Below are 21,524 nucleotides of genomic sequence, written 5' to 3'. Positions count from 1 at the left end.
CGCCTTTGCAGGAACAGCCCATGAGCCTATGGAAAACCGAACGCGGCGCCCTGGTTTTACTGCTGGGCGTCTCGGCCTTGCTTTTACTGCTGGGCCTGGGCAGCCGCGACCTGTGGGGGCCGGAAACGCGCTGGGCCAACATCGCCCTGCAGATGCTGCAAAGCGGTGATTACTTCGACCCGTATCTCAAAGGCACGCCGTATTACGACAAACCCCTGCCCTCCTACTGGCTGATCACCGGCTTCGCCAGCTTGATGGGCGGCCTTGGCCCATGGTCGTTGCGTCTGTCATCGGTGATTGCGGCGTGGCTGAGTATCTGGCTGGTATACCTGATCGGCGAACGGCTGTTTCGCAAAGGCACAGGCTTGATCGCCGGCTGGATGCTCGCCACCACCTTCTACTTCCTGTTCTGGGCCAGGGTCGCCACCGCCGACGTGCTGACCGTGTGCGGCGTGCTGGCAGCCGTGTGGTGGTATTGGCGCGGACCGGAAGACACCACACTTGGGCGCTACACGGTGTTTTTCCTGTTGCTGGCAGCGACGTCACTGTTCAAGGGCTTGATCGGTTTTGTGCTGCCTGGGCTGGTGCTGCTGCCGCACCTGCTCAGCCAGCAGCGCTACAAACGCCACCTCAATCTGCGTCTGCTGTTGGCCATGCTGATCGCCGCGGCGTTTTACGCGATTCCTTTCGTACTGTCCCACCGCTACGGCGCGCCCTCTTATGGCGAGAGCGGCCTGGCGTTGGTGTTCAGGGAAAACGTAGTGCGTTTCTTCGACCCCTTCGATCACATGGGGCCGATCTACACCTACCTGATCTACCTGCCGGTCTACACCCTGCCCTGGGCCCCCTGCTGGCTACTGGGCCTGTGGCTGGCGGTGCGGCACTGGCGCCACACCCCACCAAACGTGCGCTGGCTGGTGTGGGGCCTGGGCCTGTTGTTTGCGTTCTTCACCGCCAGCGGCAGCCGCCGCAGCTACTACGTACTGCCGCTGGTGCCCTTTGCTCAACTGCTCGCCGCCTGGTGGCTGAGCGAACGCCTGAAGAAAAAACCGGCGAGCTGGCCGCGCTGGCAAAAAGGCTTCGGCATCAGCGCAGGCCTGCTCTTGCTGGTGCTGGGTGTGATCTACCCCTGGACTACCGGCAACGGCGGCGTGACCCGCTTCGCCGAGGATGTGCAAGCCCAAGCCGTGAAAAACGCACCATGGGACCAATGGCAAATGGTGCTGGTGGAGGTCGACAACAAGCTGCCCATGTACCTGCAAAACCACGGCAAGCCCTTCTACTACGTCAGCGAAACCCAGGACTACCCCCGCCAGGGCGACAGCGCCGCGTTCATGGCCTGGCTGGAAAAGACCAGCGGCCAAAGGTTCGATCCGCAACACACGATTATCATCGCGCAGTATTCCAGGGAAGACCCGATGCCGCTGGCGTTTCTGGGCGTGGATCATCGAGTGGTCACTACGCAATCGGATAATGGCGAGCGCTTGTTTCAGAAGCGTGAGGGAGGGAGCGTGGCGTTTGTTCCGATGCCACGCTGAGAATCGAAGAGGCTCTGTTTGCAAAGGTTTGGCGTGAGCCCCCTACGGGGTGCATTTAAACTTCGCACACAAACTCGTCAGCCTGCGCCTTGAGCCAATCAAACAACCGGGCGATATCCGGCTCCGACTGACGACCCTCTCGGCAAATGATGTAATAGGCAGCCGGCGACATCATCACAGGAGCTTCCAGCGCAACCAAGGCTCCCTCCTTCAACGCGTCATGTACCAGTGCAGTTCTGCCCAGCGCAATTCCCCCGCCTTTTACCGCCAGGCTGATAGCCAAACTGGAATCAGGAAAGCGTGGACCATGGTGATAGGGCGGTGCTTGGAGCCCCTGGAAGGCAAACCAGCTCTCCCACCCTGGACACACTTGATCATCCACCCGATGAATCAATGGGTACTGGGCGATATCCGCCAGGGCAATATCGCCGTGTATACGCGCAAACGCTGGCGAACATACAGGAAATACCGCATCGCGCATCAAAAGCTCGACATGGTGGTCCGGATAGTCGCCGTACCCCATCACCACGGCGACGTCATACTGATGCGCACTCAAGCTGCTGCTGCTCATGTCCACGCTGGTCAACACCAAATCCAGATTGAACGACGCGTGAGCATGAGAGCCATGCATCCTGGGAATCAGCCAGGTTGAGCACAGAGAGGACGTACAGGCGAGGTAAAGCGGTTGAGGTTTACCGGGACTGAGCGAATGCAGCACAGCATCCAGGTCTTTGAAAAAACCTTCGGCCACCGGCAACAGTGCCTGCGCCGCCGCCGTGAGTTTGACGCCCCGTGAGTGGCGCTCGAACAACTGCACCCCCCACCACTCTTCCAGACCTGCGATTTGATGACTGATAGCGCTGGCGGTGAGGTTCAAGTCGGATGCGGCACGCGCAAAACTGCCGGTCTGCGCGGCACTCACGAAGGCTTGAAGCATAGGGGTCGGGGGCGGACGTTGGGCCATCAGTTGCTCACTTTGATCAGGATGATCCCGCCAACAATGACGAATGCCGACAGCATTCGCCGCCAGCCAAACCGTTCATGAAAAAACAGTGCGGCAATAATGGCGCCGATAATAACACTGGTTTCCCGCAACGCGGACACCTTGGCTACCGCATCCAGGGACAACGCAAACAACACCAGGCCGTAGGACGCCAGGTAAAACACCCCTCCCAACATTCCCACCCGCCAGTGGCAGCGGATGGCCTGGGTGAATGCCGGACGCGCCTTGATCAACGCCAGTAACGGGATCGGGATGCTCTGAAATACGGTCAGGTAAATGATGTATTGCAGCACCGTCTCACTGGCTCGCACGCCTTTGGCGTCCACCACCGTATAGGACGCAATGAACGCTCCAGCGCACACCGCCATCAGGATCGGCTTGAGCATGTGCGCCGTCATCCTGCGCACAAATGTCAGGCTGATGATCCCCACGCAAATCATCAGCACACCTGCCATCGCCTGAAACGACAGCTGCTCATGCAGTAAGAAGTAGGAAAAAAGCGCAACCAGTACCGGCGGCACACCACGCATGACCGGGTAAACCTGACCGAAATCGCCGGTCTCGTAAGCCTTGATCAGAAACAATCGATAGATCGTATTGAGCACTACGGAAACCAGCACATAGCCCCACACCTCAAGGCTCGGCACATGAACCAACGGCAGCGCTGCCAAACAGATCAGCAATGCGGTGCCATCGACCATTGCCAAAGTCATGAAGCGACTGCTTCCGGCGCGTACTACGGCATTCCAAGTGGCGTGCATGAAGGCGGAGATCAAGACCAGGGTGATCGCGATATCGGAGTTGTCCATGGGGCTCGGCTTTTGCTGAAAACAGGGAGGAATCAGTTATGCAGGGCAAGCCAGGCATCATGGCTTGCGTAACCACATCCGTAGCATGTAGCGGTTGAGATCGCTCAGCCGCTCATCATCACTGATCTGCGCACAGGGAACATTCCTGTCTATGAAATGCGTACGGGTATGCAGGAACTTGTTGTCGGCAGAAATCAATACCTGCCCTGGTTCAAGCAGTATGCGATGTTGGACTGAAGACAGGTCGAGCACAGCATCCAGTATATTCAGCGCCTGAGTTTGTGCGAGGGTCAACGGGATACCAGCCTTCCGATGAGCCGACTCAATGTAGACACGAAAATACCTGATCAAAGGAATGCCTGCGTCTGAAAAACTCAATATGGGCGCTTTAAACAGCGTCTCATCCTCGGCCATGCCTCGATTCTCAAAAAAGAAATCGCATTTCAGCTGTGTCAGTACATCTGGAAACGTCATCAGCTCTGCGTAGACCGCGCTCGCATCAATCAGAATGCTCTCACCACCCAGCAGTGCTTTCTGACCACACGCCAAGATCAAATAGTCGATAGGTAGCGGGTCACTCACACCATCGTTGTGTACGTAAGCACCCTGCCGGGTTTGGTGGTATCTGGCACCCTCTTCAATATTCTTACCGCCCCGATCGTATACTTCAATAACCTTATGACCGAGATGATTCTGTACCATTGGCTTTCCCAGCAAAGAACCAAATGTCCAAATGAGTGATTTGAAGACTGCGAGGCTATCGACTTTAAAGCCATCCAAGATCAACACATGAGTTTCATGGTCAATCATGTTTCGAATATTGTTTAATTCCGCATGCAGGATGGGTGAGCGAAGAGGATTGATGCAGGCAGGTGTTGTATCGAAGCGATGATCTTGACCACTGGACTCGACTATATTCTTTGCGCACAACAACTCATCAAATGCGGCTTTTGAAAGCCTGACTTTGGCTGCCTCTTGACGAAAATGACTGACATCCATGTTCATCGCAATCCTTTACGGTGGTGAGTAGAGCCTCCATTTAACTAAGCTCAACCTTGTCCGAAAAAGCGAAACCTCATCAGGGTAGCCATCAACGCTCGTCATGACAGATTTTTCCTACGCCAAAATATGAGCTGTCACTGCTGGCAGTTTTGTCATGGTTTGTAAAGGGCCAGCAAGCCATCTCTCTTAAATTGCAGGAAGATGATTCTGGCCATGTAGCATTTGCTGGAGATAGCCAGAACCACAGTGGATCGCTCCATTGAGGGCATGAAGGCCTTGAATGCAGCACCTAAAAATGTGGGAGGGGCGGTGCGACGATTCGACTTGCTCCCGATGGCGGTGGGTCAGTTGACAAATCCAGTACTGACACCCCGCTATCGGGGGCAAACCCCCTCCCACATTGGGCGCATTTCAATGCCTTGGTTCAGCTTCGGCAGGCGAAGCGTGGAGGGCTCCATCGAGTGTATGACGCCCTTGAAGGAAAAACCCCGAAATGTGGGAGGGGCGGTGCGACGATTCGACTTGCTCCCGATGGTGCCAGGTCAGTTGATATATCTGCTGCTGACACCCCACTGTCGGGGCAAGCCGTAATGTCTGTAGGAGCGAGCTTGCTCGCGAAAAACGTCAACGATAACGCGGGGTTCCTGAATAAACGCGGCGCTTATGGGTTTTTCGCGAGCAAGCTCGCTCCTACAGGCGTATGGCCTGCCGCCCCACACACATTGAAGGCATTCCAATCCTTAGATCCGCCGGCGGCGGTTGAGGGCGGGAATGGCGGTTTGCGGCACTTCAACGCGCTGGACCTGCGCCACGGTTCTGGCGGCGAGTTGCGCCAGGGTTGGCTGGCTGAACAAGGTGCGTGCGTCCACTTCCAGCCCGGCCTTGCGCAGGCGGGCCACCAGGTTGACTGCCAGCAGCGAGTGCCCGCCCAGTTCGAAGAAGTGGTCGTGGCGCCCTACCCGCTCCAGTTTCAGCACGTCGGCCCAGATGCCGGACATCAAGGTTTCCACTTCGCCCTGGGGCGCTTCGTAGGCACGGCTGAGCACCGCGTCCAGGCCCGGCTCCGGCAGGGCCTTGCGGTCGAGTTTGCCGGCAGGGTTCAGGGGCAGTGCGTCGAGTTGTACAAAGGCGGCCGGCACCATGACTTCCGGCAGTTGCTCCAGCACATGGGCGCGCAAGTCTTCCAGGCTCGGCGCCTGGCCGCGCAGGGTGAAGTAGGCGACCAGGCGCTCATCGCGAATCAGTACCGCCACTTCACGCAACGCCGGGTGTGCACTCAGGCGTGCTTCGATCTCTCCCAACTCCAGGCGCACGCCGCGCAGTTTGACCTGGAAGTCATTGCGCCCGAGGAATTCCAGATTGCCGTCCGGCAGGTAGCGCACCAGGTCGCCCGTGCGATACAGGCGGTCACCGGCGACGAAGGGACTGTCGATAAACCGCTCGGCAGTCATCTGCTCCAACCCCAGGTAGCCGCGGGCTACTCCCACACCACCGATATGCAGTTGACCGCTGATGCCGATGGGTACCGGTGCGTCATGGGCGTCCAATACGTACAGGCGGGTATTGTTGATCGGGCGGCCAATCGGCAGTTGCACCGCGGGTACCGGCGCGCCGGGTTCGAGGGTCCAGGCGCTGCTGTCGACCGTAGCCTCGGTAGGGCCGTAGACGTTGTGCAAGCGCACCTTGGGCAAGCGCGCCTGCACGCCACGGGCCAGGGCCTCGGTCAGTTCGCCGCCGCCGCACAACACATCGGTGAGGCTGGTGCAGAGCGCCGACTCATCCAGCTCAAGAAACTGCTGCAACATCGCCGGCACAAACTTGATCACGCTGATCTGCTGCTCACGAATCAACTGGGCCAGGTACGCAGGTTCACGATGACCATCGGGCCGCGCCAGCACCAGGCGCATACCGTTGCTCAATGGCCAGAACAGTTCCCACACCGAACCGTCAAAGCTGAATGGCGCGCGCTGCAACAAGGCGCCGCCTGCGGCGTCGGGGCACAATTGTGAGCCCCAGTGCAGCAGGTTACCCAGGCCGCGATGTTCGATCATCACGCCCTTGGGGGTGCCGGTGGAGCCCGAGGTGTACATCACGTAGGCCAGGTTGGCGACGCTCAAACCCGATACCGACGGATTATCGGTCGGCGCCTGGCTCCAGGTGCAGCGGTCGAAATCGATCACGGGAATTGCAACCTCGCCCGGCACTTCGCGGGTAGCGCCGTGTACCAGCAGCGCCACCGGCTGGCTGTCGGCGAGCATGTAGCCCAGGCGTTCGCGTGGGTAGCCCGGGTCGAGGGGCACATAGGCACCACCCGCCTTGAGAATGGCCAATAACCCCACCACCAGCTCCAACCCGCGTTCCACACACAGTGCCACCCGCGAGTCGGGCTCTACGCCATGCTCACGCAAGTGAAAGGCCAACTGGTTGGCGCGTTCGTTGAGTTCGCGGTAGGTCAGTTGCCGTTCGCCGGCCTGCACCGCGATGGCATCGGGAATGTCCCGTGCATGGGCTTCGAACAGCGCCTGGACGGTGAGGGTTTGCGGGTAGTCCGTGGCGGTGGCGTTGAAGCCTGACAACTGGGTGTGCAACTCGCTGGCGGGCAACACCTGTATGTCGCGAAGCGGCATTTTCGGCGCCTGCTCAAGCGCATTCACCAGGCCATTGAGCACCGTGTCGAGGTAGCTCAGCACCCGCTCGGCCCCCACTGTGCACGGCGCCTTGGCCTTGAGCCGGAAACCGCTGGCTACGTCATCCACCGTCAACATCAGTGGGTAACTGAGGATATCTTCACTGTTGAGCAAGGCCATGCCCGGTACCAGTTTCAGTTCGGGATCGGCCGAGGTGTGGCGGTAATTGAGCAGGCTGTTGAACAACGGTGACACGCCGCTGCAACGCTGGGCCAACGCCAGGGAGGCTTGTTCATGAGCGAGCAAGGCGCTCAGTTGTGTGTGGGTGTCGTGCAGTGCATCCACCACGCTTTGCCCGGCCAGGCGCAGGCGCAGCGGCAAGGTGTTGATGAACATGCCCAACGCCCGCTCGGCACCCTCGCCGGCTTGCAAGCGGCCAAGCAATACGGTGCCGAACACCACATCGTCGCGGCTCGCCACCCGGCTGAGCACCTGGGCCCAGGCCAGGTGGAACAGGCTCGCGGCGCTCACGCCAAGAGCACGGGCCTGGCTGCGCAGGCGCAGGTTGAGCGCGTCGCTGAGCAGGCGTTCGGCTTCTTCGGTCTCGGCACGCTTGGCCTGGCGCTCCTGCACGCCAAACGCCAGGGTCGGCTCATCCACCTCTGCCAACTGCTGGCGAAAGAACGCCTCGTGCGCAGCCTGGCGCACGGCTGATCGGGCTTGCGCCACCACATTGCGATACGGCACCGGCACGGGCAGTTGCGCCTGTTGGCCGAGCAGATGGGCGCGGATCTCGTCCACCAACAGGGTGGTCGAGGTGGCGTCGTTGACCAGGTGATGAAAGCGCAGCCTGGCGATCCAGCGCTGATGGTGAGGTTCTTCGGCGTAGTCCAGGGCCATCAGCGGCGCCTGGCGCAAGTCCAGCGGTTGAGCCGGCTCGCGCAGCGGTTGGACCCGCAACCGCGCTTTTCGCCACACCACCTGCATCGGTTGTTCAAGGGCATCCCACACCAGGCTGGTGCGCAGGATGTCATGGCGGTCGATCACTTGTTGCAGGGCGTGGGCGAAGGCATCCAGTTGCTCGCGGCGCGCAAAGCTGAACAGAGCCTGTTGCTGATACGGGTCGTGCGCATCGGTGATGTGGTGATAAAGCAAGCCTTCCTGCAACGGCGCCAGCGGGTAGATTTCCTGCACATTCGCTGCGCCACCAGGGATGCTTGCGACGATGCGGTCGAGGCTGGCTTGATCCAGCTCGGCCAGGGCGAGCAGATCGGGGGTGATATGCGTACAGCCCGGCGGAATTCGATTGCCTGGCACCGCCATTTCAGTACCGCCACACGCCGCTGCCAGCGCCGCCAACGTTGGCTGGCCGAACAGCACCTGCACATCGGCACGCAGGCCGGCCTGGCGCATACGCTGCACCAGTTGCACCGCCAACAGCGAATGCCCGCCCAACTCGAAGAAGTGGTCGTGGCGCCCTACTTGCTGCACGTGCAGCAACTCGGCCCAGATCTGCGCAAGGGTAGCTTCCACACCGGTCTGCGCAGCTTCGAAGCGGCGAGCGACAAAGGCTTCCTGGCTGGGTGCGGGCAAGGCTTTGCGGTCGAGCTTGCCATTGGTGGTCAGGGGCAACGCTTCAAGGCGGATATAGGCCGCCGGCACCATGTAGTCAGGTAACGAGGCCTGCAGATGGGCGCGCAGGGTTTGGATCTCGACTGGCTCGCGCGGGATAAACCAGGCCAGCAATTGCCCTTGGCGAAACTGCACTACCGCGTCCTTGATCGCCGGGTGGGCGGCCAGGGCCGATTCGATTTCCCCCAGCTCGATGCGTACACCGCGGATTTTTACCTGGTCGTCGTTGCGCCCCAGGTACTCAAGATTGCCGTCCGGCAGCCAGCGCGCCAGATCGCCGGTGCGGTACATACGCGCGCCGTTGAAAGGATCGTCCAGGAAGCGTTCGGCATTCAGTTCAGGACGGTTCAGATACCCCCGCGCCACGCCTTTGCCGCCCACATACAACTCCCCCACTGCGCCAATCGGCACCGGGCGTTGTTGCGCATCCAGCAGATAAACCTGGGCGTTGGCGACCGGCGCGCCGATATGCAGCGGCTGGCCCACCTCAACGGCTCCAGAGGTGGCAACCACGGTGGCTTCGGTAGGGCCGTAGTTGTTGATCAGTTCAAATGTCTGCGCCTGGGTGAACGTGCGCAGGCGATCGCCGCCAATCAGCAAGGTGCGCAAGGTGGGATGCCCACGCTGCTGGCTGAAGGCGTATTCGGCCACAGGCGTGGGCAGGAAACACACGTCCAATGGCTGCGCGCGCCACCAGTCGAGCAACGCATCGATATTTTCCGCGCCGTCGTGCGCCGGTGGCAGGTGCAGCGTTGCACCCACGCATAACGCCGGCCAGACTTCCCAGGCCATGGCATCAAAACCAAAGCCGGCGACGCTGGCGGTATGGCTGCCCGCGTGCAGGTCGAACGCCCGGCAGTGCCAGTCCACCAGGTTCGATACGCTGTGGTGCTCCACCATCACGCCCTTGGGCAAGCCGGTGGAGCCGGAGGTGTAAATCACATAGGCCAGGTTCGACGGCGAGACCGCAACCTCGGGGTTACTGTCGATGTGCGAGGTGACCTGCTCCAGCACGACCACTGGCACCGTGGAGACAGGCAAGCGCTGGCGCAAATCCTGTTGGGTCAGGATTGCCATAGGCGCACTGTCTTGCAGCAGGTAGTCGAGGCGTTCAGCCGGATGGGCCGGATCCAGCGGCACGTAGCAGGCGCCGGATTTGAGCACTGCCAACAACCCCGCCAATGTGTCCAGCCCGCGTCGGGCCAGCACGGCCACGCGATCATCCGGCTGTACGCCGTGTGCCAATAGTTGATGCGCCAGGGCATTGGCCTGACGGTTGAGGTGGGCGTAGGTCAGCTGATGGCCCTGATACACCGCGGCTATGGCGTCGGGCGTGTGTGCGGCTTGCGCTTCAATCCGCCGGTGCAAGGTTTGCGGCAGTGCGTTGGGCTGCACGGTGGCGTTCCAGTGCAGCAGCCGAGCCTGAGCTTCAGGCGCCAGCATGGAAAACTCACCGACCGGCAACGAGGGGTCTTCCAGCCCTTGCTCCAATAGCCAGGTGAAGCCGCGCGCCATCGCCTGGACTTCGTCGTGCTGGAAGTACGCCTCGTTGTAGACGCAATGCAGCCACGCGCTGTCCTGGTAGCGGTTGCTGCGCAGGTGAATGGCGATCGGCAATGCCTCATGGTGGTTGGACACCTTGATGGCACGCGCCTGCACCTGACCAAAACGCAGGTCATGGTCGTCCTGCTCGAACGACACCGACAGGTCGAACAACTGCCCGCGATCGGTTCGTCGCAGGCCCAGCTCACGGTTCATCTCGCTTAACGGGAAGCGCTGATGGCGGAAATCCTGCTTGAGCTGATCGCGTATGCCGCGCACCAGCTCACCAAAAGGCAACCCTTCGCTGAACTGAAAACGCACCGCACTGACCTGGGCAAACATGCCGACGGTGGCGCGAAAACGCGCGTTGGAGCGGTTGAGAATCGGCAGCCCCACCACCCATTCCTGGCGTTGACTGGTGCGGCTGAAATACACATACATCGCCGCCAGCAGCACATGAAAAGCCGACGCCTGGCAGCGGTTGGCGACCTGCTCCATACGGTTGAGCAACGCCACCGCAAACCCTTCCAGGAAGGTGTTGCTCGACGCCTTGGTGGTTTGCTTCGGCGTCAGCAGTGGCTCGGGCAGTACCTGGAACTTGTCCAGCCAATAGTCGCGGTCACGGGCGTAACGGGCCGAGTGCAGGTAGCGCTGGTCGTTGTCGATAAAGTCGATATAGGACGGTGCGAACGGCTCCACGTGACGGCCCTGCTCCAGGGCGGTGTACAACTGCGCGAGGGATTGCAGCAACTGGCCGAAGCCCCAACCATCGAGAATCAGGTGATGGGCCTGGATACCGAGGTGGTAGTGGTCGTCGTCGAGTTTGACCAGCAGAACACGCACCAGCGGCGCGCCGCTCATCATGAACGGTCGGGCCATTTGCGCCTGCATCAGGGCCCGGCTCGCGGCGCACGGGTCGGGTAACGCCGCGAAGTCATGCAAGGCCACGTCCACCGCCAGTGCCGAAGCGAAGGTTTGCCGTGCCAGCCCCTCGGCGTCGGTATGCAATTGAATGCGCAACGCATCGTGCCTGGACACCAGCTGCGCTACGGCCTGCTGGATGCGCTCGGGCATCACTGGGCCGGCAACATCCAGATAGCCGCCAATGTTATACAGCGGCGAATCGCCCACGCGCATCTGATCAAGCCAAATGTCCTGTTGGGCGGCAGTGAGGGGGAAGCTGGCCGGCTGGCGGGAGGAATACTGCATAAGATCCTTCTCATGGGGGTCAGGCACTGGCCGCGCAGGGTGGCCCATTACGCCGAATTTGCCGGATTTGAGCATGGGGGGCCGCAGGCGTCTGTCACCCGAAACCCGGACATTCAAATGGATGGAACGGGCTTGGTGGGTCGTTCACTGCTGAAACGATTAAAGCGCTGTAGGAGATTGGCTATATATGGCCGATGCTGGCACTTTGAAATTCTGCAAAGTTTTAAATTTTTACCTTAAATATCACCCAGTTACTTAAACCTAAAAATACCTTGCGAGCGTTCGTTGCCGGTTTTATTGACCAGAAACGTCGGAATAATGACGCAGATTTTATGGCAGCTTGTGTCCCTCGTTTCCGCTACATACGTAGGACAAATCCATATGGCTAAATAAAATCTCGAACGCCGAGTTACGTTCAAGCAGTACGGATCGCCCCGCCGCAGCCCGGAGCCTCCGCAGACGGTTTTCGACATCAAGGATGAAATGGCTATGAGTCTGACCCGTAGTATTGGCGACACACAGGGCCCGCATTTTTATGCCGAAATGGGCGAGTTGATTTCAAATAGCGGCCATGAACGCTTCGCCGCAGACATGTTGCACCTGGTAGACAAATGGGTGCCGATTCACCTGGTGGACCTCAGCGAATGGACGCTCGATGAGCTGCGCGACCGCGTGCTCGACATCAAGCTGCTGGGCAGCGCCGGGCTGAAAAAGGAGTTGTCTGTACCCCAGACACTGCACCCGTTGAACGACCACCCGCTGATGCGCGAAATGCTGCGCATGCAAGACCCGTTGTTGATCCAGATGAAAGCCAAGGCCAACAGCGCGCACCCATTGGGCAGTTCGCACCAGTGCAACCTGGTATCGCGCCAAGGGAACCGACGCTGTGTGATTTCGTTCTACCGGCCGCCAACTCAGCGTGGGTTTTCCCTGGCTGAGTTGTCGTTTCTCAAGTGCTTGTCGGACACCCTGTTGCCTTTGATGGAGCGGCACGCGCAACTGCTGCGCCAGGTGCCGCACGCCGAGACGGAGCCGGCCCACACCCTGCTGGAACAATCGCAATTGCAGCGCGAGTTCTACAAGCGCCTGGCTCTGAGCGATATCACCCTTTCGGCGCGCGAGCAGGAAGTGTGCCTCGGCCTGTTGACCGGCGGCACCGTGCCGCAGATCGCGGAAAAACTCAGTGTGAAAAACAGCTCGATCGAAACCTACCTCAAGCGCGCCGCCGCCAAGCTGGGCGTGAGCGGCCGGCATGGCCTGGCCAAATGGATGGTGGGCGCCTGATGAACAAACGGATGCTTTGCTGTGTCGGTGTGGCGTGGACGCTCAGTGGCTGTTCGCTGATCCCCGAGTATCAGCGGCCAGCGGCGCCGACGCCTGCGCAGTATCCTCAAGGCGGCGTGTACAGCCTGGCGCAGGCCGGCGACCTGACGCAGAATCCGGATTGGCAGCAGCTGTTCCACGACCCGGCGCTGCAACAATTGATTGCCGATGCCCTGGTCAACAACCGCGACCTGCGGGTAGCCGCCCGGAATGTAGAGGCGTTCCAGGCGCAGTATCGTATACAGCGCGCCGACCTGTTCCCGGCGATCTCCGCCAGCGGTGCCGGCAAGCGTCAGAAATTGCCGGGTAACGTGACAGGCACAGGCAAATCGGCGATCACCTCCAACTATTCCGCCACCTTGGGCCTGAGCGCTTATGAGCTGGACCTGTTCGGCCGCGTGCGCAGCCTCAGCGAACAGGCGCTGCTGATTTACCTGGGCACCGAAGAAGCCCGGCGCAGTGCGCAATTGAGCCTGGTGGCGAACGTGGCCAACGCCTATCTGACCTGGCGCGCCGATCAGGAACTACTGGCCCTGGCCGAGCAAACCCTGGTGGCCAACGACCACAGCTGGCAACTGACCAGCCGCAGCAAAAGCGCAGGCAAAGCTTCGGCGCTGGAGGTGGTGCAAGCCCGTACCGCAGTGGAAAGCACCCGCGCCAGCGTCGCTCGCTATGAACGCCAGGTCGCCCAGGACCTTAACAACCTCGTGCTGCTGGTGGGCGGCCCGGTGGATGAGCATCTGCCCGCTCGCCCGCTGGCCGATGATCTGGTCGCCCGCGTCCCCGCCGGGTTGCCCTCCGACCTGCTGCAACGCCGCCCGGATATCCTCCAGGCCGAATACCAGTTGCAGGCGGCCAACGCCAATATCGGCGCCGCCCGTGCTGCGTTCTTTCCGTCCGTGACCCTCACGGCCAATGCCGGCAGCACCAGCAAGGAGCTGTCGGGGCTGTTCAAGGGCGGCTCGGGCACCTGGACCTTCCAGCCGCAAATCAACCTGCCGATCTTCAACGCCGGCAGCCTGCGTGCCAGCCTCGATTACGCCAAGTTGCAGAAGGACATCACGGTGGCCCAGTACGAAAAGTCCATCCAGAGCGCCTTCCAGGAAGTGGCCGACGGCCTTGCCGCTCGCCAGACCTTCAACGACCAACTGGATGCGCAACGGGATTTCGTTGCCGCCAACCAGAACTATTACGACCTGGCCCAGCACCGCTACCGCAGCGGCGTGGACAGCAACCTGACGTTCCTCGATGCGCAGCGTGCGTTGTTCAGCTCGCAACAGGCGTTGATCGTGGACAGGCTGGCGCAGCTGGTGGCGGAGGTGAACTTGTATACGGCGTTGGGTGGGGCGTGGCGCGTCAACGCAACGCCGACTGCCGCAACCGATACTCCCCCGGCGTCATCTGCGCATACCGCAGGAAAAACCGGCTGAAATACGCCGGGTCCTTGAACCCCAGCTGGTAGCAGATTTCATTTGCGGAGCTGCCGGTAAACAACAGCAGGCGTTTGGCCTCTTGCATCAGGCGTTCAAGAATCAGGCGCTTGGAGGGCAGGTCGGCGATGCGTCGGCACACCTCATTGAGGCGTGCCTGGGTCACGCCGATGGCCTGGGCATAACGCGCCAGCGGCCAATGCTCCAGGTAATGGGCTTCGATCAGTTCGTTGAAGCGGTGAAAAATCCGCAGGTCTTCATGGGCCGTCGGCCGTGCCGGCAGGGCGTGGGCGCACAGGCGCAGCAGGCGGATCATGATCAGGCGCGTCAGGCTGTCGAGGGCGGCCGCGCGCCCTGCCCGTTCGGCGTTGATCTCGCCGCACAGTTCTTCGAAAAGCTGGTCCAGCCCTTCGGCGTTGGCGCCCAGCGCGACACACGCAGCCCCGGAGGCAAGGCTGGGGTCGGCGTCGATCAAGCCCCACACCAGTTGCTGGCGCACCGTCAGCACATGCCCGTCGGCATCGGCTTCGGTGACGAAGGCGTGGGCCACCGTGGGCGGCGTGAGAAAAAACATCGGCCCTGCTTCGACGTACTGGCGGTCGTCCAGATACACCCGCACCGCGCCACTCTTGACGTAATGCACCTGGAAAAACCGGTCATGGCGATGCACGGCCATATTGCGCCCGAAAAAACCTGCCAGGTTGCCCAGCTTGTCGTAATGCACCTCGGCGTCGCTGTAACGCTGGTCGTAGACCTGCCCGAGGTTGATGTTGGGAATCGGCTGCACGTCGCCCTCCTCTTGTTGTTGTGATGCCATCGGAGTGTGCCACGCTTGACGGTAGTTAACATATTAATTATAACGTTAACAACTTAACGAACTGCCTATGCAGCCGTCGTCACCGCCAGGAGAAACGCATGAGCCGTACCCTGCATGATGTTGCCAGCGGCACCCTGTTCGGCGTTGCGCTGAACTACCAGGGCCTGCTGGACCAACATCTCGCCGCCTTCGAGCAGGCGCCCTACCAGAAGCCGCCAACCAAGCCGGTGTTGTTCATCAAGACGCCCAACACCCGCAATGCCCATGGCGGCGTGGTGCTGCAGCCTGCAGGCGAGCGCCTGCAACCGGGCCCGGCGCTGGGCGTGGTGATCGGCCAGCGCGCCAGCCGCGTCAGCCTGGACAATGCCATGGCCCACGTGGCCGGGTATGTGGTGGTCAACGAATTCAGCCTGCCGGAAGACAGCTATTACCGCCCTGCCGTCAAAGCCAAATGCCGCGATGGGTTTTGCGCCTTGGGCCCGCAAGTGATTGCCCGGGATCAAGTGGCCAACCCCAACGAGCTGGCCCTCAAGCTCTTCGTCAATGGCGAACTGCGCCAGCAAAACTCCACCGCCCGTTGGGTGCGCGATATCCCGCAATTGATCGCCGAGATCAGCGAGTTCATGACCCTGCACCCCGGTGATGTGCTGATCACCGGTACACCGGAGGGCCGCGTGGATGTGCAGCCGGGTGATCGTGTTGAAGTTGAAATCACTGGCGTCGGCCGCCTGCTCAATATCGTTCAGGCGGAGGCACTGGCATGAAGCGCGCACGTATCCGTTTTGAAGGTCAGATCCATGCCGTGCAGGTAGACGACGATCACAGCGTGCGCCTCAGCGATGGCCGGCGGCTTGCCGAAGATCAGGTGCAATGGCTGCCGCCCGCCACCGGCAATATGTTCGCCCTGGGCTTGAACTACGCCGATCATGCCGCCGAACTGGCCTTCACACCGCCGACCGAACCGCTGGCCTTTATCAAGTCGGTCGGCACCTACACCGGTCACCGTCAGGTCAGCTGGCGCCCGGACAACGTCGCCTACATGCACTACGAGTGCGAACTGGTGGCGGTGATCGGCAAGACCGCGCGCAACGTCAAGCGCGCCGACGCCCTGGATTACCTGGCCGGCTACACGGTGTGCAACGACTACGCGATCCGCGACTACCTGGAAAACTACTACCGCCCCAACCTGCGGGTTAAAAACCGCGACGCCACCACCCCGGTGGGACCGTGGATCGTCGACGTGGCCGATGTGCCCGACCCAGGCAACCTGAAATTGCGCACCTGGATCAACGGCGAGCTGCGCCAGGAAGGCAGCACTAAAGACATGATTTTCGATATCCCCTACCTCATCGAATACCTGTCCAGCTTCATGACCCTGCAACCCGGCGACATGATCGCCACCGGCACGCCCGAGGGCCTGGCCGATGTGGTGCCGGGCGATGAAGTGGTGGTGGAAGTCGAAGGCGTGGGCCGCCTGGTCAACCGTATTGTCAGTGAGACGGCGTTTTTTTCCGCCGTCAACGAGGCTTGAACAACATGATCAAACACTGGATCAACGGCCGTGAGGTCGAGAGCAAAGACGTATTCATCAACTACAACCCGGCCACCGGCGAGGCCATCGGCGAAGTCGCCAGCGGTGGTGCTGATGAAGTCGCACAAGCCGTGGCGGCGGCCAAGGAGGCGTTTCCCAAGTGGGCCAACACCCCGGCCAGAGAGCGCGCACGCTTGATGCGCAAGCTCGGCGAATTGATTGAACAGAACGTGCCACGCCTGGCCGAACTGGAAACCCTCGACACCGGTTTGCCAATTCACCAGACCAAGAACGTGTTGATTCCACGGGCCTCGCACAACTTCGACTTTTTCGCCGAAGTCTGCACCCGCATGGACGGCCACAGTTATCCGGTGGACGACCAGATGCTCAACTACACCCTGTACCAGCCGGTAGGCGTGTGCGGGTTGGTGTCGCCATGGAACGTGCCGTTCATGACCGCCACCTGGAAGACCGCGCCGTGCCTGGCGCTGGGCAATACCGCCGTATTGAAAATGTCGGAGCTGTCGCCACTGACCGCCAATGAACTGGGACGCCTGGCGGTGGAAGCCGGGATCCCCAACGGCGTGCTCAATGTGATCCAGGGCTACGGCGCCACCGCTGGTGATGCACTGGTACGCCACCCGGATGTGCGGGCGATTTCCTTTACCGGCGGCACCGCCACCGGCAAGAAAATCATGCAGACCGCCGGCCTTAAAAAGTACTCCATGGAGCTGGGCGGCAAGTCGCCGGTGCTGATTTTTGAAGACGCCGACCTGGAGCGCGCCCTCGACGCCGCACTGTTCACGATCTTCTCCCTGAACGGCGAGCGGTGCACCGCCGGTAGCCGGATCTTTATTCAGGAAAGCGTCTACCCGCAATTTGTCGCCGAGTTCGCGGCGCGGGCCAAGCGCCTGATCGTGGGCGACCCGCAGGACCCCAAAACCCAGGTCGGCTCGATGATCACCCAGGCCCATTACGACAAGGTCACCGGCTACATCAAGATCGGTCTGGAGGAAGGCGCCACACTGCTGGCCGGCGGCCTGGAGCGCCCGGCCAACTTGCCGGCGCACCTGAGCCGCGGCCAGTTTATCCAGCCAACGGTGTTTGCCGATGTGAACAACCGGATGCGCATCGCCCAGGAAGAAATCTTTGGTCCGGTGGTGTGCCTGATCCCGTTCAAGGACGAAGCCGAAGCGCTGCAACTGGCCAACGACACCGAATACGGGCTGGCGTCCTATATCTGGACCCAGGACATCGGTAAGGCTCATCGGCTGGCGCGCGGTATTGAGGCGGGCATGGTATTTATCAACAGCCAGAACGTGCGCGATTTGCGTCAGCCCTTTGGCGGGGTGAAAGGCTCGGGCACCGGGCGCGAGGGTGGCCAGTACAGCTTTGAAGTGTTTGCCGAGATCAAGAACGTGTGTATTTCCATGGGCAGTCATCACATTCCGCGCTGGGGTGTGTAGCCCAGGATCAAACAAGCCTCCTGTGGGAGCCGGGCTTGCCCGCGATGCAGACACCGCGGTCCTTCAGCCGTACCGAGTCGATGCAATCGCAGGCAAGCCAGCTCCCACAGGGACGTCACAAGCCTTACAAGAATAATTATTCAGGAGAATCATCATGGGCGAAGTGGTTCTGGCAGCGAAGATCTGCCACGTACCGTCGATGTACCTGTCGGAACTGCCCGGCAAGCATCACGGCTGTCGCGAAGCGGCGATTGCCGGGCACAAGGAAATCGGCCGGCGCGCCCGCGAACTGGGGGCCGACACCGCCGTGGTGTTCGACGTGCACTGGCTGGTCAACAGCGGTTATCACGTCAACTGTGGCGAGCAGTTCCAGGGCACCTACACCAGCAACGAGCTGCCGCACTTCATCAAGAACATGGGTTACGCCTACCCCGGCTGCCCCGAGTTGGGCGAACTGATCGCCGCCGAAGCCAACCTGGCCGGCGTGCGCAGCATGGCCCATAACATCCCGAGCCTGGAGCTGGAATATGGCACGCTGGTGCCCATGCGTTACATGCACATGGGCGTGCCCGAGGATGAAAAATTCAAGGTGATTTCCATCGCCGCCTGGTGTGCCTGGCATCGCCTGGAAGACAGCTTCGCCTTTGGCGCCGCCGTGCGCCGCGCCATAGAAAAGAGTGACCGCAAAGTGCTGGTGCTGGCGTCCGGCTCGTTGTCCCACCGTTTTTCCGACGACCGCCAGGCCGAAGCGAATATCCACAACTGGACCCGTGAGTTTGACAAGCAGGTAGACCTGCACGTCGTCGAGATGTGGCAGCAAGGTCGCTTCAAAGAGTTCTGCGCGATGCTGCCGGACTACGCCGAACACTGCTTTGGCGAAGGCAAGATGCACGACACCGCCATGCTCCTGGGCCTGCTGGGTGGGCCGGACTATGCCCAGCCGGCCGAGATCATCACGCCGCCGTTCGGCAGTTCGGGCACTGGCCAGATCAACGCGATTTTCCCGCTGTAGCTTTGGGAGAAACCTATGCCGCACTTTATCGCTGAGTACACCGACAACCTTGAACCATTGGCCGATTTGCCTGGCCTGTTTGAAAAAATCCACCGCGTGCTGGGCGACAGTGGCGTGTTTCCGTTGGGCGGCATCCGTAGCCGTGGTGTGCGCCTGGACACCTGGCGCATGGCCGACGGCAAGCATGACTACGCCTTCGTGCACATGACCCTCAAGGTCGGCCACGGCCGCGACCTGGCCACGCGCCAGGCGGTGGCCGAAGCCGTGTTCGCGGTGATCACCGCGCACTTCGCCCAGTTGCAGGCGCAGCGGTTGTTGGCGCTGTCGTTCGAGATGGTCGAGTTGCACCCACAGCTCAACTTCAAGCAGAACAATGTGCATGCGTTTCTGAATAACGCGGCGGGATAAAAACCTGCCCTCCCCTCACGGCCACTCAGACAAAAAGTACAACATCATGAGCACAGCCCACTCCACTGCAAGCCTGCGGCTTGCCGAGCACGACCGCACCCATCGTTTGGTGACCTGGCGCCTGATGCCCTTGTTGCTGGTGTGTTACCTGTTCGCCCACCTGGACCGTATCAACATCGGCTTCGCCAAGATGCAGATGAGCCACGACCTGCAGTTCAGCGACACGGTGTACGGCTTTGGCGCCGGGCTGTTTTTCATTGCCTACGCGCTGTTTGGCGTGCCCAGCAACATGGCCCTGGACCGGGTCGGGCCACGGCGCTGGATCGCCTGCCTGATGGTGGTGTGGGGCCTGCTCTCCACCGGCATGTTGTGGGTGGAAAGTGCTAGGGGCTTCTACGTGCTGCGCTTTTTGCTGGGGGTGGCCGAAGCCGGATTTTTCCCGGGGATCCTGGTGTTTCTCAACCGCTGGTACCCGGCGCGGCGACGTGCCCAGGTCACCGCCTTGTTTGCCATTGCCGTGCCCATGGCCGGGGTGTTGGGCGGGCCGATTTCCGGGGCGATCCTGGAGAACTTCCACGACGTGGGCAGCCTGCGCGGCTGGCAATGGATGTTCCTGATCGAAGGTGCGCCCGTGGTACTGCTGGGGCTGGTGGTGCTCAAGTGCTTGCCGGACAGTTTCGAAGTGGTGCACTGGTTGAGCAGCGAACAAAAACAGCAACTGCGCACCCAGTTGAGCAACGAAGAACAGCGCAAGACCATCACCTCGTTCAGCGGCATCCTGCGGGACCCGCAAGTGTGGCTGCTGGTGGCCGTGTACTTTGCGGTGATGCTGGCGGTCAACACCCTGGCGTTCTGGATGCCAAGCCTGATCCACGGCGCCGGCATCGGCCGCGACAGTCAGGTCGGCTTGCTCAGCGCCGTGCCCTACCTGGCCGGCTGCTTCTTCATGCTCGGCTGCGGGCGCTCGTCCGATCGCCAGCGCGAGCGTCGCTGGCATTTATGCGTGCCCCTGCTGATGGCCGCTGTCGGCATTGCCGTCGCGGGCCTGGCGCCCGGCAATGCGCTGCTGGTGATGAGCGGGTTGGTGGTCGCCGGCATGGGCGCCAGCGCGGCGCTGCCGATGTTCTGGCAACTGCCGCCGGCGTTTCTTTCCAATACCACTCAGGCGGCGGGCATCGCCATGATCAGCTCGTTCGGCAGCATCGCCGCGTTCCTCGCGCCCTACCTGATCGGCTGGATGCGCGACGCCACCCAGAGCGCCAGCCTGGCCCTGTACGTACTCGCCCTGTTTATCGCCCTCGGTGGCCTGCTGGTGCTGCGCACTCAGGCCGCCATCGTCAACCCACACTAGAGACCGTTGCCATGCTCGACTCCCAGCAAATCCTCGCGGCCGCCGCCCACCTGGACCGCGCCGAACGCAGCCGCGAACAGGTGCGTCAGTTTTCCCTCGACTACCCCGGCATCACCCTCGAGGATGCGTACGCCATCCAGCGCGAATGGGTTGCGCAAAAGATCAAGAACGGGCGCACGCTCAAGGGCCACAAGATCGGCCTCACTTCACGAGCCATGCAGGTCTCTTCAAACATCACCGAGCCCGACTACGGCGCCCTGCTCGATGACATGTTTTTCGACGAAGGCAGTGATATTCCCTTCGAACGCTTCATCGTGCCGCGTGTGGAAGTGGAACTGGCGTTCATCCTTGGCAAGCCGCTCAAGGGCCCCAACTGCACGGTGTTCGATGTGCTCGATGCGACCGAATGGGTGATCCCGGCGCTGGAAATCATCGACGCACGCATCCAGCAGGTCGACCCACAGACCAACGCCACCCGCAAGGTGTTCGACACCATCTCCGACAACGCCGCCAATGCCGGCGTGGTACTCGGTGGCCGGGCTGTGCGCCCCACCGAGATCGACCTGCGCAAAGTGCCGGCGGTGCTGTATCGCAATGGCGTGATCGAAGAGTCCGGCGTCTCGGCGGCAGTGCTCAACCACCCGGCCAAGGGCGTGGCGTGGCTGGCCAACAAGCTGGCGGCGCATGACGTCACCTTACTGCCGGGCCAGGTGATTCTCGGCGGCTCGTTTACCCGCCCGGTGGCCGCCCGCCCAGGGGATACCTTCCACGTCGACTACGACCTGCTCGGTTCGATCGCCTGTCGCTTCGTCTGAACACTGGAG

At 61.2% G+C, this 21,524-nt stretch carries 15 protein-coding genes; 10 read left to right on the top strand and 5 right to left on the bottom strand.

Features of this window, described 5'->3' with window-relative positions; genetic code table 11:
- Positions 1–20: 20 nt before the first annotated feature.
- Positions 21–1,538: an ArnT family glycosyltransferase gene (locus FW800_RS11250; RefSeq protein ID WP_446437635.1), complete on the top strand. Its 1,518-nt coding sequence runs from the start codon at positions 21–23 to the stop codon at positions 1,536–1,538.
- 55 nt (positions 1,539–1,593) lie between these two features.
- On the opposite strand, the gene FW800_RS11245 is transcribed toward FW800_RS11250, so the two are convergent.
- The 4 genes from FW800_RS11245 to FW800_RS11230 all read right to left on the bottom strand — a co-directional run bounded on the left by FW800_RS11245 (position 1,594) and on the right by FW800_RS11230 (position 11,362).
- Complete coding sequence (locus tag FW800_RS11245; protein WP_446437634.1) at positions 1,594–2,502, bottom strand: LysR substrate-binding domain-containing protein; 909 nt, start codon at positions 2,500–2,502, stop codon at positions 1,594–1,596.
- Entirely contained in the window at positions 2,502–3,350 is an 849-nt protein-coding gene (locus tag FW800_RS11240; protein WP_446437633.1) for an EamA family transporter, read from the bottom strand. Before FW800_RS11240 ends, FW800_RS11245 begins: the two co-directional genes overlap by 1 nt.
- 57 nt (positions 3,351–3,407) lie before the next feature.
- A complete protein-coding gene (locus FW800_RS11235) occupies positions 3,408–4,349 on the bottom strand; it encodes a TauD/TfdA family dioxygenase (protein ID WP_446437632.1) in 942 nt (313 codons plus the stop codon).
- A 743-nt stretch (positions 4,350–5,092) separates the two neighbouring features.
- Complete coding sequence (locus FW800_RS11230; protein ID WP_446437631.1) at positions 5,093–11,362, bottom strand: amino acid adenylation domain-containing protein; 6,270 nt, start codon at positions 11,360–11,362, stop codon at positions 5,093–5,095.
- A 489-nt stretch (positions 11,363–11,851) separates the two neighbouring features.
- On the opposite strand from FW800_RS11230, the gene FW800_RS11225 reads away from it, so the two are divergent.
- The gene (locus FW800_RS11225) at positions 11,852–12,646 is read left to right on the top strand and encodes a helix-turn-helix transcriptional regulator (RefSeq protein ID WP_216091783.1); all 795 of its coding nucleotides are present in this window, start codon (positions 11,852–11,854) and stop codon (positions 12,644–12,646) included.
- Complete coding sequence (locus FW800_RS11220; RefSeq protein ID WP_446437630.1) at positions 12,646–14,115, top strand: efflux transporter outer membrane subunit; 1,470 nt, start codon at positions 12,646–12,648, stop codon at positions 14,113–14,115. Before FW800_RS11225 ends, FW800_RS11220 begins: the two co-directional genes overlap by 1 nt.
- On the opposite strand, the gene hpaA is transcribed toward FW800_RS11220, so the two are convergent.
- Positions 14,042–14,932 carry a 4-hydroxyphenylacetate catabolism regulatory protein HpaA gene (hpaA, locus tag FW800_RS11215; protein WP_164699538.1) on the bottom strand — a complete coding sequence of 297 codons (891 nt, stop codon included), beginning with the start codon at positions 14,930–14,932 and terminating at the stop codon, positions 14,042–14,044. The genes FW800_RS11220 and hpaA overlap by 74 nt on opposite strands.
- Before the next feature lie 98 nt (positions 14,933–15,030).
- Here hpaA and FW800_RS11210 point away from each other — a divergent pair, with 98 nt between their 5' ends.
- The 7 genes from FW800_RS11210 (at position 15,031) to hpaH (ending at position 21,515) form a co-directional block, all read left to right on the top strand.
- The gene (locus FW800_RS11210; protein WP_122733792.1) at positions 15,031–15,696 is read left to right on the top strand and encodes a fumarylacetoacetate hydrolase family protein; all 666 of its coding nucleotides are present in this window, start codon (positions 15,031–15,033) and stop codon (positions 15,694–15,696) included.
- Positions 15,693–16,463, top strand: a complete 771-nt coding sequence (locus FW800_RS11205; protein ID WP_446437629.1) for a fumarylacetoacetate hydrolase family protein — start codon at positions 15,693–15,695, stop codon at positions 16,461–16,463. Before FW800_RS11210 ends, FW800_RS11205 begins: the two co-directional genes overlap by 4 nt.
- Positions 16,464–16,468: 5 nt before the next feature.
- Complete coding sequence (hpaE, locus tag FW800_RS11200; RefSeq protein ID WP_032880382.1) at positions 16,469–17,929, top strand: 5-carboxymethyl-2-hydroxymuconate semialdehyde dehydrogenase; 1,461 nt, start codon at positions 16,469–16,471, stop codon at positions 17,927–17,929.
- A 154-nt stretch (positions 17,930–18,083) separates the two neighbouring features.
- A complete protein-coding gene (gene hpaD / locus FW800_RS11195) occupies positions 18,084–18,941 on the top strand; it encodes a 3,4-dihydroxyphenylacetate 2,3-dioxygenase (protein WP_446437628.1) in 858 nt (285 codons plus the stop codon).
- Between the two features lie 15 nt (positions 18,942–18,956).
- Positions 18,957–19,349, top strand: coding sequence for a 5-carboxymethyl-2-hydroxymuconate isomerase (locus FW800_RS11190; RefSeq protein ID WP_446437627.1), 393 nt, complete (start codon positions 18,957–18,959; stop codon positions 19,347–19,349).
- Positions 19,350–19,395: 46 nt separating this feature from the next.
- Complete coding sequence (locus FW800_RS11185) at positions 19,396–20,700, top strand: MFS transporter (RefSeq protein ID WP_446437626.1); 1,305 nt, start codon at positions 19,396–19,398, stop codon at positions 20,698–20,700.
- Between the two features lie 11 nt (positions 20,701–20,711).
- Positions 20,712–21,515, top strand: coding sequence for a 2-oxo-hept-4-ene-1,7-dioate hydratase (gene hpaH, locus FW800_RS11180; protein ID WP_032880377.1), 804 nt, complete (start codon positions 20,712–20,714; stop codon positions 21,513–21,515).
- Positions 21,516–21,524: the final 9 nt, after the last annotated feature.

This window comes from Pseudomonas sp. 910_23, from assembly GCF_052850795.1.
Note: the sequence above shows the minus strand (reverse complement) of the source record. Positions and strands in the feature narration are given on the sequence as shown.